Below are 13,343 nucleotides of genomic sequence, written 5' to 3'. Positions count from 1 at the left end.
GGGCGCATAAATGATATGGTTGCATCCATGTCAGTCACAGTTGCAGTCGCAGGTGCCAGCGGATACGCCGGAGGAGAGATCCTGAGGATCCTCCTCGGACACCCCGAATACGGGAACGGCGGACTGCGGATCGGAGCGTTGACCGGTGCCTCCACCGCCGGTAGCACCGTCGGCGAGCTCATGCCCCACCTGACCGATCTCGCGGACCGGATCATCGCACCGACGACCGCCGAGGAACTGGCCGGGCACGACGTCGTGTTCCTCGGCCTGCCCCACGGACACTCCGCGGAGATCGCCGAACAGCTCGGTCCCGATGTCGTGGTGATCGACTGCGCCGCCGACTTCCGGCTCGACGACGCCGGCGACTGGGAACGGTGGTACGGGTCGAAACACGCGGGCACCTGGCCCTACGGCATCCCGGAGATGCCGGGGAACAGGGAGCTGCTGCGGGGAACGAAGCGCGTCGCCGTCCCGGGTTGTTTCCCCACCGGAGCCACGCTGGCCCTGCTTCCGGCGGTCGCCGCCGGCCTCATCACCCCGGACATCGCGATCGTCTCCGTCACCGGAGTCTCCGGCGGCGGAAAGAAGGCCTCCGTCGGGCTGCTCGGTAGCGAGACCATGGGATCGCTGAAGGCCTACAACACCGCGGGAAGGCACCGGCACACCCCGGAGATCGCAAGGAATCTCCGCCTCCACAGTCAATCCCCGGTCACGGTGTCCTTCACCCCGGTCCTCGCGCCGCTTCCCCGGGGCATCCTCACCACGGCGTCAGCCCCGCTGGTTGAGGGAGTCACCGCCGCGGACGCACGTGCCGCGTACCGCGACGCCTACGCTGACGAGCCCTTCGTTCAGCTGCTTCCGGAGGGGACCCAGCCCCAGACACAGAACGTGCTGGGTTCGAACATGTGTCAGGTCCAGGTCGAGGTAGACGATGATGCCGGCCGCCTGCTGGTCACCAGTGCCATCGACAACCTGACCAAGGGCACCGCCGGTGCCGCGGTCCAGTGCATGAATCTCGCCCTCGGGCTGGACGAGACCGCGGGCCTGCCCCGATGCGGGGTGGCCCCCTGATCCACCGCAGCCGTACCGTCACCCCACCGATCACCAACGCCCAGGAAGTACCCAATGTCTGACACCGGAATCACCGCCCCCGAAGGATTCTCAGCCGCCGCCACGACCGCCGGAATCAAGGCGTCGGGCAAGCCCGACATGGCCCTCATCGTCAACGAGGGGCCCGACCTCACGGCGGCGGCCCTCTTCACCCGGAACCGGATCGTCGCCGCGCCGGTGAAGATCAGCCGCGCCAACGTCGCCGACGGCCGTCTCAGAGCCGTCGTCTACAATTCCGGCAACGCCAACGCCTGCAACGGATCCAGGGGAGAGGCCGACGCGACGGCTACGATCGAACGCGTCGCGGAGTCGCTGGGGGTCGAGCCGGGGGACGTCGCGGCCTGCTCCACCGGGCTCATCGGGGAACCGCTGCCGATGGACATCGTGCTCGCCGGCGTGGACAAGCTCGTCGACGGACTCACCGTGAATGACGGTGACAACGGTGGGGCAGCCGCCGAGGCGATCATGACCACCGACACCATCGTCAAGGAGTCGGTCGCCCACGGTGCCGGATACACGGTCGGCGGGATGGCCAAGGGCGTGGGTATGATGGCTCCCTCTCTCGCGACGATGCTCGTCTGCCTGACCACCGACGCGGCGGTCACCCACGAGATGGCCGACACGGCACTGCGTGCCGCGACCGCGGTGACGTTCGACTGCCTGGACATCGACGGCTCGACCTCCACCAACGACACCGTGATCCTCCTGGCCTCCGGGGCGTCCGGTGTCACCCCGGATCAGGAGGATCTCAACGAGGTTGTCCTGCGGGTGTGCACGGACCTGTCCAAGCAGCTCCAGTCGGATGCGGAGGGCGTCACCAAGCGCGTAGCCGTCACCGTCACCGGGACCACGGACGACACCCAGGCCGCCAACGCGGCCCGCACCCTCTGCCGTGACCCGCTGTTCAAGTGCGCGATGTTCGGCTCCGACCCAAACTGGGGCAGGGTGCTCGCCGCCGTGGGCATGGCGGACGCCGACATGGACCCTGAGCACATCTCCGTCCACTTCAACGGTCAACCTGTCTGCCTTGATTCATGCGGTGCGCCCGGCGCCCGGGACGTCGACCTCTCCGGCCGCGACATCGACGTCACCGTGGATCTCGGCACCGGTGGGCCCGGCACCGCGACCCTGCGCACCACCGACCTGTCCCACGCCTATGTCGAGATCAACTCCGCGTACTCCACCTAGACGGTCTCCGCCCACCGGCGCGAAGACCCCTCCACGACACCCCAGAAACCGGGACGAGACATGAACGACATGCTGAAGGACATCACACCCGAGGTACGGGCCAACGTGCTCGCCGAGGCGCTGCCCTGGCTCAAGCACTTCCGCGACAAGATCGTCGTGGTCAAGTACGGCGGAAACGCCATGATCGACGAGGATCTCCGCGCCGCCTTCGCGGCCGACATGGTCTTCCTCCGGACCGTCGGCGCGAAACCCGTCGTCGTCCACGGCGGTGGCCCCCAGATCAACGCCATGCTGCAGAAGCTCGGTATCGAGGGGGAGTTCCGCGGTGGATTCCGGGTCACCACCCCCGAAGTGATGGAGATCGTCCGCATGGTTCTGTTCGGGCAGGTCGGCCGGGATCTCGTCGGCCTGATCAACTGCCACGGCCCCTATGCGGTCGGCTGCTCGGGTGAGGACGCGGGGCTATTCACCGCGGAGCGCCGCCTCGTCGAGGTCGGCGGTGAACTCACCGACATCGGCCTGGTGGGTGACATCACGCACGTCGACGCCTCCTCACTCATGGACATCATCGATGCCGGCCGGATCCCGGTGGTCTCCACGATCGCCCCGGACGAGGACGGACAGGTCCACAACATCAACGCGGACACCGCGGCGGGGGCGCTCGCCAGCGCCATCGGTGCGGAACGCCTGATCATCCTCACGAACGTCCCGGGTCTCTACACCGACTGGCCGGACACCTCCTCGATGGTCAGCAAAATCTCCGTCGGCGACCTCTCCGATCTCCTCCCGTCCCTCGACGCAGGCATGATCCCGAAGATGGAGTCCTGCCTCAACGCGGTCCGTCAGGGCGTCCACGCCGCGCACGTCATCGACGGTCGTGTCGCGCACTCCGTGCTGCTCGAGCTGCTCACCGAGGGCGGAATCGGCACAATGGTCCTTCCGGACACCTACGACCGAGACGACTACCCAGCACCCACCGAGTTCCAGAAGGTCAAACCATGAACGAATCCAGGACCGACAACTACGACGCCCTCGGCCGGTGGCCCGACGCGCTGATGAATACCTACGCCCCGGCGCTCGATCTCGTCTCGGGTGACGGTGCGGAGGTCACCGCCGCCGACGGAACCGTCTACCTCGACCTGCTCGCGGGTATCGCGGTGAACTCCCTCGGACACGCGCATCCGGCCGTGATCGGGGCCGTCGAACAGCAGATCCGCCGGTTCGCCCACGTGTCCAACCTCTTCGCGTCCCGTCCGGTGGTCGAGGTGGCGGAGAAGCTGAAGGAACGTTTCGCTAACGGTGACGCAGCGGTCGCGGAATCGACCCGCGTGTTCTTCTGCAACTCCGGTGCCGAGGCGAACGAGGCCGCCTTCAAGCTCGCCCGACTGACCGGGAAGCGGCGGGTACTGGCGGCGGAGCACGGATTCCACGGCCGGACCATGGGATCCCTGGCGCTGACCGGTCAGCCGGACAAGCGCACCGCCTTCGAGCCCCTGCCGGGAGGGGTGGAGTTCTTCCCCTACGGCGACATCGACTACCTGCGGAAGCTCGTCGGCGTCAACCCGACGGACACCGCGGCGATCATCCTCGAACCGATCCAGGGCGAGACGGGCGTGATCCCCGCCCCGGACGGCTATCTCGCCGCGGTGCGGGAACTCTGCGACGAGCACGGCATCCTGTTCATCGTCGACGAGGTGCAGACGGGCGTCGGTCGGACCGGGGACTTCTTCGCCCACGCCCACGAGGGCATCCTGCCCGACGTCGTCACGATGGCGAAGGGACTGGGGGCCGGCCTGCCCATCGGTGCCTGCCTCGCGCACGGGAGGGCCGCATCCCTGTTCGGTGTGGGAAGCCACGGCACGACCTTCGGCGGAAACCCCGTCGCCTGTGCCGCGGCGCTCGCGGTGCTGGACACGATCGACGAGGACTTCATCGCCGATGTCCGGGCCAAGGGTGAGCACTTCACGGCTGCGATGAAGGCCGTCGACGGTGTCGACGAGGTCCGCGGACGCGGCCTCATGCTGGGCCTCGTCCTGGATGAGCCGGTGGCGAAGAAGGCGGTCACGGTCGGATTCGCGCACGGCCTGATCCTCAACGCTCCGTCGGAGGGCGTGATCCGCATAACCCCGCCGCTCGTGATCACCACGGAGCAGCTGGACGACGCGGCACGACGCCTCGGCGCCGTTCTCGCCGAGACCCGGGCCCAGGCCCGGAAAGCCACGCAGAACAACGAAGGGTAGGAGACACATGACCACCACACCGAACGTCCGGCATTTCCTCGCCGACGACGACCTCACCCCGGCGGAGCAGGCGGAGGTCCTCACCCTCGCCGCCGAGCTCAAGGCCGACCCGTACTCACGCAAGCCGCTGGCCGGTCCGCAGTCCGTCGCCGTGCTCTTCGACAAGACCTCGACCCGCACCCGCTTCTCCTTCGACGCGGGTATCGCCGCGCTCGGCGGCAACGCCATCGTCGCCGTGGCCGACAAGACGCAGATGGGGAAGGGGGAGACCTACCAGGACACCGGAGCGGTGCTCTCCCGGTTCGTCTCCATGATCGTGTGGCGCACCTACGCCCACGACAACCTGCTCGCCATGGCGGAGACCGCGACGGTCCCGATCGTCAACGGGCTCTCCGATGACCTGCACCCGTGCCAGATCCTCGCGGACCTCCAGACCTGCATCGAGAAACTCGCGCCCGAACAGGGTCCGGCGGGTATTCGGGGCAGGAGCGCCGTGTACCTCGGTGACGGGGCCAACAACATGGCGAACTCCTACCTGATCGGCTTCGCGACGGCCGGGGTGAACATGACCATCGTCGCGCCCGCGGGCTTCCAGCCTGAACAACGCTTCGTCGATCGCGCGCGCGCCATCGGCGCGGAGACCGGTGCCCGGATCACCGTCACCGACGGTCTCGACGGTGTGGACGGTGCGGACATCGTCATCACGGACACCTGGGTGTCGATGGGCCAGGAGAACGACGGGGTCGACCGCGCCGCGGTTTTCCGCCCCTACCAGGTCGATGACGCCGTCATGGCCCGCGCCGCGGCCGACGCGATCTTCCTCCACTGTCTGCCCGCCTACCGGGGAAGTGAGGTCACCGCCGAGGTCATCGACGGACCGCAGTCCGTGGTGTTCGACGAGGCTGAGAACCGCCTGCACGCCCAGAAGGCCCTGATGGCGTGGCTGCTGGAGAACCAGCCCGGTGGTGCGGCACGATGAGTCGGCCCGCACCGGTGACCCGTGCCGCGAGGCAGGGCCGGATCGTGGAGATCCTCGAGAAGTACCGCGTCTCCTCGCAGGTCCAGCTCTCCGAGCTGTTGCTCGACGAGGGCATCGACATCACCCAGGCCACCCTGTCGCGCGACCTCGATGAGCTCGGTGCGAAGAAGGTCCGGCCCGACGGGGGGAGGGCCTTCTACACGATCGGTCCCGCGGAGGCTCCGCTCACCGAGCAGATGCGGGGGCCGGCGGAGAAACTCCGCCGGATGCTCGAGGACCTCCTCGTGAGCGTTGACTCCTCCGGGAACACCGCCGTGCTGCGCACCCCGCCGGGTGCCGCCCAGTACCTGGCGAGTTTCATCGACCGGGTCCAGATGGACGAGGTTGTCGGCTGCATCGCGGGGGACGACACGATCTTCGTCATCGCCCGCGAACCCCTGACGGGCAAACAGCTCGGTGAGATGTTCGAACGACGCTGATCCCGCATCCGTCGGATCCCGGTTGCCGGCGCCGGAGCCAGCTTGGGCGGAACAGACGGACACGCAACGCCAATCTGCGCGTATTCGGTGCAGCCCGCCGGTCCGCCTCCGGAGACCCTGTCCGGGGATTCCGCCGCGCAGGTGGTGCGCCCACGGCGTACGTCGACTACCGGAGGACGGCGCCGGCGCACGGGGCGACGGGCGGCGACTGCATAATTTGCATTTGAATGAATAAACCGTCTAGAGTTGCGGTTGTCGGACAGCGGCGCCCGGATCTCACGCACCGGCACCTGCTGCACCCGCACCATCCGCACTGTTAGTGTGTGGTGCACACATGAGTTACCCGGAGGCATCGTGATCGCCGCTGGTAGAACCCACAATACAAACGATGAAGCACCTCTCAAGGAGAAGACATGACTGATCGCGTAGTTCTCGCCTATTCCGGCGGCCTCGACACCTCGGTGGCCATCCCGTATCTGGCCAAGATGACCGGCGGCGAGGTCGTGGCCGTGGCCCTCGACCTCGGCCAGGGCGGCGAGGACATGGAGAGCGTGCGTCAGCGTGCCCTCGACTGCGGCGCCGTCGAGGCGGTCGTGGTCGACGCCAAGGACGAGTTCGCCGAGGAGTACTGTCTGCCGACCATCAAGGCCAACGGCATGTACATGAAGCAGTACCCGCTGGTCTCCGCCATCTCCCGTCCGCTGATCGTCAAGCACCTCGTCGAGGCCGCTGAGGAACACGGTGGAACCCACGTCGCCCACGGCTGCACCGGTAAAGGCAACGACCAGGTCCGGTTCGAGGTCGGCTTCGCAGACATGAACCCCGACCTGAAGATCATCGCCCCCGCGCGGGACTTCGCCTGGACCCGGGACAAGGCGATCGCCTTCGCCGAGGAGATCAACCTCCCGATCGAACAGTCCACCAAGTCGCCGTTCTCCATCGACCAGAACGTCTGGGGTCGTGCCGTCGAGACCGGTTTCCTCGAGGATCTCTGGAACCCGCCGACAAAGGATCTGTACGCCTACACCGAGGACCCGGCGATGGGCAATGCCCCCGACGAGCTCATCATCTCCTTCGAGCACGGTGTCCCGGTCGCCATCGACGGCAAGAAGGTCACCGTCCTGGAGGCCATCGAGGAGCTCAACCGCCGCGGTGGCGCCCAGGGTGTCGGCCGGCTCGACATGGTGGAGGACCGCCTCGTCGGCATCAAGTCCCGCGAGGTCTACGAGGCCCCCGGTGCCATGGTCCTCATAACCGCGCACCAGGCGCTCGAGGACGTCACCGTCGAGCGGGAACTCGCCCGCTACAAGCGGCTCATCGACGCCCGCTGGTCCGAGGAGGTCTACGACGGTCTCTGGTTCGCCCCGTTGAAGCGCTCCCTCGACGCCTTCATCGAGTCCACCCAGGAGAACGTCACCGGTGACATCCGCGTCGTCCTCCACGGAGGCCGGGTGACCGTCAACGGCCGCCGCTCCGAGTCGAGCCTCTACGACTTCAACCTGGCCACCTACGACACTGGCGACACCTTCGATCAGACCCTCGCCCGTGGCTTCGTCGAGCTGCACGGCCTGTCCTCGAAGATCGCCTGCCGCCGCGACCGCGAGGCCGGCAAGTAGAATCCACGGTCATGCACGCGCCCTTCCACCGATGACGTCACCCGAACCGGGCACGGCGCCATCGGTGGAGGGGTTTTCGCCGTGACCGATGACTCCGTGGGCCACCGCGCGACAACGCAGCACACCAGAAGAGAACCGAAGAAGTAAGCCACTCCCGAAGGAGCCGACGATAACCGTGGAACAGCACAAGACAAACGAGGGTGCCCTCTGGGGCGGCCGTTTCTCCGGAGGCCCCTCCGAGGCGATGTTCGCACTGAGCGTGTCCACCCACTTCGACTGGGTACTCGCACCCTATGACGTGCTGGCCAGCAAGGCCCACGCGAAGGTCCTCAATTCCGCGGGACTCCTGTCCGACGCCGATCTGGAGACCATGCTCGCCGGCCTCGACGAACTCGGGGAGAAGGTCGCCTCAGGGGAGTTCGGACCCGAACCCACCGACGAGGACGTTCACGGAGCCATGGAACGGGGGCTCATCGACATCGTCGGCCCTGAGGTCGGCGGTCGGCTCCGCGCCGGTCGTTCCCGCAACGACCAGGTCGCGACTCTGTTCCGCATGTGGGTCCGGGACGCGGTCCGGGACATCGCTCTCGGCGTCACCGATCTCGTCGACGCCCTCGTGGGCCAGGCCGAGGCGCACCCTGACGCCATCATGCCGGGCAAGACACACTCGCAGGCCGCACAGCCCGTGCTCCTCGCGCATCAGCTGCTCGCGCACGCACAGCCCCTGCTCCGCGACGTCGACCGCATCCGCGACCTGGACAAGCGTCTCGCGGTCTCCCCCTACGGCTCCGGTGCCCTCGCCGGGTCCTCCCTGACCCTCAACCCCGAGGCGATCGCCGAGGAGCTCGGCTTCGACTCGGCGGCGGACAACTCCATCGACGGCACCTCCTCCCGCGACTTCGCCTCCGAGACGGCGTTCGTGCTCGCTCAGATCTCCGTCGACATGTCCCGGTTGGCCGAGGAGATCATCTACTGGTGCACCCCCGAGTACGGGTACGTCACGCTCGATGACGCCTGGTCGACCGGCTCATCGATCATGCCGCAGAAGAAGAACCCGGACGTCGCGGAGCTGACGCGGGGAAAGACCGGTCGCCTCATCGGCAACCTCACCGGACTGATGGCGACACTCAAGGCGCAGCCGCTCGCCTACAACCGCGACCTGCAGGAGGACAAGGAACCCATCGTCGACTCCGTCGCGCAGCTCAACCTCCTGCTGCCCGCGATGACGGGTCTCGTCTCCACCCTCACCTTCCACCCGGAGAGGATGGCGGAACTGGCCCCCGCGGGGTTCACCCTCGCCACCGACCTGGCCGAGTGGATGGTCCGCCAGGGGGTCCCCTTCCGTGAGGCCCACGAGGCGTCCGGTGCCTGCGTCCGTATCGCCGAGGCCCGAGGTGTCGGCCTGGACGAACTGACCGATGACGAGCTCGCCGGTGTCGATCCGCGTCTCACCCCCGAGGTCCGGAAGGTCCTCACGGTCGAGGGCGCGGTCGCCTCACGCGCGACGCGTGGCGGCACCGCCGGTGTGCGCGTCATCGAACAGCGTGAGCGGGTCGCCGACCGGTCCGCCGGCTTCCGCACCTGGGCACAGACCCCGGTCCGCGGCTGACCGGATCCCTGATCCACCGGGCGCCGGGGCGTCTCCGCCGAGGTCTCAGACGAGACGCGCGACGGCGTCCCGGATCAGGTCCTCCCGCTTGCAGAAGGCGAACCGGACCAGGGGATCGAGGTGTCCCGCGTCTCCGCTCGTGGCGAACGCGGACACCGGGATCCCGACCACTCCCCGGTCGATGAGATCCCCGGTGCAGAAGTCCGTGGCATCCGTGACCCCGAGGGGGCCGGCGTCCGCGATGACGAAGTAGCCACCGGCGCAGGCCTTGACGTCGAAGCCGGCCCGGTCGAGCCCGTCCATGAGCAGGTCGCGGCGCCGCTGCATGTCACCGCGGAGCCGTTCCATCCAGGCCTGTTCATTTTCCAGGGCGTGTGCGACAGCGGGCTGGACGTGACCGACCCCGACGAACGTCAGGAACTGCTTCGCCTTCGTCACGGCGTCGATGATCTCCGGAGTTGACATCGCCCAGCCGGTCTTCCAACCGGTGACGTTGAGGCACTTCGCGGCTGAGGAGACGGTCACCGTGCGTTCCCGCATACCCGGTAGCAGGGCGATGGGGGAGTGCCTGCGGCCGTCGTAGAGGAGCTTCTCGTAGACCTCGTCCGCCAGGACCAGAAGATCGTGCCGCCGCGCGAGATCCGCGACGACCTCCAGATCGTCGGCGCCGAACACGTGCCCGGTCGGGTTGTGCGGTGTGTTGATGATGATCATCGCCGTATTCGCGCCCACCGCTGCGCGGAGCGCGGCGTGATCCAGTCGCCAACCGGTGTCGCTGCCGGCGTCGAGCAGCAGAGGAACCGGGACCAGGGTCGCGCCGGCGAGCGCGACCGCGGCCGCGTACGCGTCGTAGTACGGCTCGATCACCACCACCTCGCTGCCTGGCTCCACGAGCGCGAGCACCGTCGCGGAGATGGCCTCGGTCGCACCGACGGTGACCAGTACCTCGGTGGCCGGGTCGAGGCTGTGTCCGTAACTCCGCCGGCGGTCCGCGGCAACCGCGGCGCGGAGCCCGGCGAAACCGCGTCCGGGCGGATACTGGTTGTTGCCCGCGCGGATCTGCCGTACGGCCTCCTCGAGCATCGACCGGGGCCCGTCCTCGTCCGGGAATCCCTGACCGAGATTCACCGCTCCCCTCTCGACGGCCAGGGTGGTCATCGTGGCGAAGATGGTCTCGGGAAAGTGACTGAGTCGGGATACGAGGCGTGACATGGGCGCCAAGTCTAGTCCGGTGCCCGGTTCACGGGTACCGGCTCTCCCCGCCGGCACGGACCGGTCAGGTGAGGCTCGCGCCACCGTCGACCGGGAGTACCACACCCGTGACGAAGGCGGCCTCGTCTGAGAGAAGCCACGCCACAGCCTCCGCGATGTCCCCTGGCTCGCCCAGACGCTGCAGGGGAACCTTCCCCTCCTCCTCGCGGAGACGGTCAGCCGGGAGACTCTCGAGTGCGGCGGTGCGGATCGGCCCGGGCGCGACCGCGTTGACCCTGATCCCCTCTGCCGCGTAGTCGAGTGCGGCGGTCTGGGTCATGCCGACGACCCCGTGCTTCGCCGAGATGTAGGGGGACAGGAGCCTGGACGGCCGTAACCCCCCGATCGACGCGATGTTGACGATCGCACCGGAACCCCGCTCATTCATGTGTGCGAGCTGGGCCCGTAGTCCGTAGAACGTACCCCGGAGGGTCACGTCGATGGCGCGGTTGAATGCGGCGTCGTCGATCTCGGCGAGCTTGTGCGGGGGAGCACCCAGACCGGCGTTATTCACCGCGTAGTCGAGGCGCCCGTAGGCGTCGAGAGCGAACGTGACGAGAGCCTCGTTGTCCTCGACACTTCCCGCGTTGACGTGGATGAAGCTGGCCGTACCGCCGTGGTCCGAGATTTCCGCGACCACCGCACGCCCCTTCTCGTCGTTGATGTCGCTGACCACGACCGCGACACCGTCCTGTGCGAGTTTCAGTGCGATCGCCCTCCCGATCCCGTCACCCGCTCCCGTGATCACCGCGACCTTCCGGTCGATCCCGTCTGAGTTCCGACCCGTCTGTGCGCCCATATTCAGTCCTTTCTCCCGTTCACCTGAATCCGTTGCGACCTTTCTACCCGTGAATCGTGGTGTGGTGCCACGGTCGGGAGCTCCGTGCCCCACCGTGTCCAGGATGTATCACCGGGGCACGGTGCTGACGCGCCCGTACCCCCGGGTAGGATCGGTGCCCATGAGTATCGATCCGAAGTTGCTTGATGTGCTCGCCTGTCCGAAGGACAAGGGGCCGCTGGAGTATCTCGAGGACGACCAGCTGCTCGTCAACAGGAGGCTCGGTCTCGCCTACCGCATCGACGACGACATCCCCGTGCTTCTCATTGACGAGGCGGTTCCCTGGCCGTCCGCCGACTGACCCACCGACACCTTTCCGAGCAGTCTCCCAACGAAGAGGAATTGACGATGAACATCATTGACGAGCTGAGCTGGCGTGGCCTGATCAACCAGTCCACCGACCTCGACAAACTCCGCGAGGAAACCGAGTCCCCGATCTCCCTCTACTGTGGTTTCGATCCGACCGGTCCCTCCCTGCACGCCGGACACCTCGTTCCCCTTCTCCTCCTGCGCCGGTTCCAGCGGGCCGGCCACCGTCCGGTCGCCCTCGCCGGGGGAGCGACGGGCATGATCGGTGATCCCCGTGACGTCGGAGAACGCTCGATGCTCACCGAGGAGACGGTCGCGGCCAACCTGGAACGGATCCAGAAACAGCTCGCCCGATTCATCGACTTCGACGGCGACAACGCCGCTGTCATGGTCAACAACGCGCAATGGACGACGAACCTCAGCGTGGTCGACTTCCTCCGGGACGTCGGCAAGCACTTCTCCCTGAACACGATGCTGAATCGTGACACGGTCAGGCGGCGTCTCGACTCTGACGGCATCTCCTACACCGAGTTCTCCTACATGCTGCTGCAGGCCAACGACTACGTGCAGCTCAACCGTAGCCACGGATGTGTCCTGCAGGTCGGCGGTGGCGACCAGTGGGGCAACATCGTCTCCGGGGTCGACCTCAACCGTCGCGTCAACGGTGTCACCGTCCACGCGTTGACCGTTCCCCTGGTCACCGACAGTGAGGGCAACAAGTTCGGTAAGTCCACCGGGGGAGGGAAGCTCTGGCTGGATCCCGAGATGACCAGCCCCTACAGCTGGTACCAGTACTTCTTCAACACCAACGACGCGGACGTCGTCAAATTCCTGCGCTGGTTCACCTTCCTCGAAAGGGAGGAGCTCGACGCGCTCGAGATCGAGGTGGCCGAACGTCCGCACAAGCGTGAGGCCCAGCGGCGCCTCGCCCGGGAGATGACGACCCTAGTCCACGGTGCTGACGCGACCGAAGCCGTCGAACTGGCGGCCCAGGCACTGTTCGGGAGAGCCGAGCTCGCCGATCTCGACGAGCGCACCCTCGAAGGCGCGGTCTCGGAGACCACGGTCGCCGAGATCGACGCTGATGCACCGCGTACGATCGTCGATCTCCTTGTCGCGACCGGGCTCGCCGAATCGAAGGGCGCCGCGCGCCGGTCCATCCGGGAGGGGGGCGCCTACGCCAACAACGTCCGGATCTCGGATGAGGAGTGGCAGCCCACCGAATCTGATCTCCTTCACGGGAGCTGGATCGTGCTGCGTCGTGGCAAGAAGAACTTCGCGGGCGCGCACTTCACAACTCCGGCGTAACCGAACGTTCACTTCCGTCCCATCCCCCTCGGCCCGCCGTACGTCGGTGGCGAGGGGGATTTGTTTCTCCCGGGGTTTCTTCGGGATACGGGCCATCGTCGGGTCTCCCCGACCCGGCACCTCATCGGGATCGGGACGCCAATACTATCTCTGGCCTGGTGTTTTGCGTGTGTGGGGTGGTGTGTGTAGATTGATTCGGGTCAGCGCGGCCGGCGGGTTTGTCCGGTTGGTCGGGTTGGTGGTTTGATTCTGGTTGTTGCCTCGGGTTGACATGATCCGGGTGTGTGGCTAGGGTTGGACGAGTCGCTGTTGAGGCGCTGGTTGTTCCGGTGTTGAGATGGTGTACACGTGATGTTTGAGAACTCGATAGTGTGCCAATGTATCTTGCCGGCAGGTGGGACTGCCCTTTGGGTGGT

Annotated in this window: 12 protein-coding genes; 10 read left to right on the top strand and 2 right to left on the bottom strand. The window is 67.0% G+C overall.

The window, feature by feature from the left end:
* Nucleotides 1-27: 27 nt before the first annotated feature.
* The 8 genes from argC to argH all read left to right on the top strand — a co-directional run bounded on the left by argC (nucleotide 28) and on the right by argH (nucleotide 9,221).
* A complete protein-coding gene (gene argC / locus KRX55_RS03985; RefSeq protein WP_218406525.1) occupies nucleotides 28-1,071 on the top strand; it encodes an N-acetyl-gamma-glutamyl-phosphate reductase in 1,044 nt (347 codons plus the stop codon).
* A gap of 54 nt (nucleotides 1,072-1,125) precedes the next feature.
* Complete coding sequence (argJ, locus tag KRX55_RS03980; protein WP_218406524.1) at nucleotides 1,126-2,298, top strand: bifunctional glutamate N-acetyltransferase/amino-acid acetyltransferase ArgJ; 1,173 nt, start codon at nucleotides 1,126-1,128, stop codon at nucleotides 2,296-2,298.
* 60 nt (nucleotides 2,299-2,358) lie between these two features.
* On the top strand, nucleotides 2,359-3,300 hold the full coding sequence (gene argB / locus KRX55_RS03975) for an acetylglutamate kinase (RefSeq protein ID WP_218406523.1): 942 nt from the start codon (nucleotides 2,359-2,361) through the stop codon (nucleotides 3,298-3,300).
* Nucleotides 3,297-4,538 carry an acetylornithine transaminase gene (locus KRX55_RS03970; RefSeq protein ID WP_218406522.1) on the top strand — a complete coding sequence of 414 codons (1,242 nt, stop codon included), beginning with the start codon at nucleotides 3,297-3,299 and terminating at the stop codon, nucleotides 4,536-4,538. Before argB ends, KRX55_RS03970 begins: the two co-directional genes overlap by 4 nt.
* A 7-nt stretch (nucleotides 4,539-4,545) precedes the next feature.
* Complete coding sequence (gene argF / locus KRX55_RS03965) at nucleotides 4,546-5,517, top strand: ornithine carbamoyltransferase (protein WP_218406521.1); 972 nt, start codon at nucleotides 4,546-4,548, stop codon at nucleotides 5,515-5,517.
* Nucleotides 5,514-5,996 (top strand): arginine repressor, encoded by a 483-nt coding sequence (locus KRX55_RS03960; RefSeq protein WP_218406520.1) that lies wholly within the window; start codon nucleotides 5,514-5,516, stop codon nucleotides 5,994-5,996. Before argF ends, KRX55_RS03960 begins: the two co-directional genes overlap by 4 nt.
* A gap of 413 nt (nucleotides 5,997-6,409) precedes the next feature.
* Nucleotides 6,410-7,612: an argininosuccinate synthase gene (locus KRX55_RS03955; RefSeq protein WP_218406519.1), complete on the top strand. Its 1,203-nt coding sequence runs from the start codon at nucleotides 6,410-6,412 to the stop codon at nucleotides 7,610-7,612.
* Nucleotides 7,613-7,787: 175 nt separating this feature from the next.
* Nucleotides 7,788-9,221 (top strand): argininosuccinate lyase, encoded by a 1,434-nt coding sequence (gene argH, locus KRX55_RS03950; protein ID WP_218406518.1) that lies wholly within the window; start codon nucleotides 7,788-7,790, stop codon nucleotides 9,219-9,221.
* A gap of 45 nt (nucleotides 9,222-9,266) precedes the next feature.
* Here the strand turns inward: argH and KRX55_RS03945 are convergent, their stop codons facing one another.
* Nucleotides 9,267-10,433, bottom strand: a complete 1,167-nt coding sequence (locus KRX55_RS03945; protein WP_218406517.1) for a pyridoxal phosphate-dependent aminotransferase — start codon at nucleotides 10,431-10,433, stop codon at nucleotides 9,267-9,269.
* Between the two features lie 64 nt (nucleotides 10,434-10,497).
* Nucleotides 10,498-11,271: an SDR family NAD(P)-dependent oxidoreductase gene (locus KRX55_RS03940; protein ID WP_218406516.1), complete on the bottom strand. Its 774-nt coding sequence runs from the start codon at nucleotides 11,269-11,271 to the stop codon at nucleotides 10,498-10,500.
* 160 nt (nucleotides 11,272-11,431) lie between these two features.
* Here KRX55_RS03940 and KRX55_RS03935 point away from each other — a divergent pair, with 160 nt between their 5' ends.
* Nucleotides 11,432-11,611 (top strand): Trm112 family protein, encoded by a 180-nt coding sequence (locus KRX55_RS03935; protein WP_200259411.1) that lies wholly within the window; start codon nucleotides 11,432-11,434, stop codon nucleotides 11,609-11,611.
* 41 nt (nucleotides 11,612-11,652) lie between these two features.
* The gene (gene tyrS, locus KRX55_RS03930; protein ID WP_218406515.1) at nucleotides 11,653-12,927 is read left to right on the top strand and encodes a tyrosine--tRNA ligase; all 1,275 of its coding nucleotides are present in this window, start codon (nucleotides 11,653-11,655) and stop codon (nucleotides 12,925-12,927) included.
* Nucleotides 12,928-13,343: the final 416 nt, after the last annotated feature.

It is taken from the genome of Corynebacterium sp. TAE3-ERU16 (assembly GCF_019209935.1).
In the GTDB taxonomy this organism is placed as follows: domain Bacteria; phylum Actinomycetota; class Actinomycetes; order Mycobacteriales; family Mycobacteriaceae; genus Corynebacterium; species Corynebacterium antarcticum.
Note: the sequence above shows the minus strand (reverse complement) of the source record. Positions and strands in the feature narration are given on the sequence as shown.

Coding starts and splice junctions, on each gene's coding strand:
- argC (WP_218406525.1), top strand. CDS start 28: ATGTCAGTCACAGTTGCAGTCGCAGGTGCCAGCGGATACGCCGGAGGA.
- argJ (WP_218406524.1), top strand. CDS start 1,126: ATGTCTGACACCGGAATCACCGCCCCCGAAGGATTCTCAGCCGCCGCC.
- argB (WP_218406523.1), top strand. CDS start 2,359: ATGAACGACATGCTGAAGGACATCACACCCGAGGTACGGGCCAACGTG.
- KRX55_RS03970 (WP_218406522.1), top strand. CDS start 3,297: ATGAACGAATCCAGGACCGACAACTACGACGCCCTCGGCCGGTGGCCC.
- argF (WP_218406521.1), top strand. CDS start 4,546: ATGACCACCACACCGAACGTCCGGCATTTCCTCGCCGACGACGACCTC.
- KRX55_RS03960 (WP_218406520.1), top strand. CDS start 5,514: ATGAGTCGGCCCGCACCGGTGACCCGTGCCGCGAGGCAGGGCCGGATC.
- KRX55_RS03955 (WP_218406519.1), top strand. CDS start 6,410: ATGACTGATCGCGTAGTTCTCGCCTATTCCGGCGGCCTCGACACCTCG.
- KRX55_RS03945 (WP_218406517.1), bottom strand. CDS start 10,433: ATGTCACGCCTCGTATCCCGACTCAGTCACTTTCCCGAGACCATCTTC.
- KRX55_RS03940 (WP_218406516.1), bottom strand. CDS start 11,271: ATGGGCGCACAGACGGGTCGGAACTCAGACGGGATCGACCGGAAGGTC.
- KRX55_RS03935 (WP_200259411.1), top strand. CDS start 11,432: ATGAGTATCGATCCGAAGTTGCTTGATGTGCTCGCCTGTCCGAAGGAC.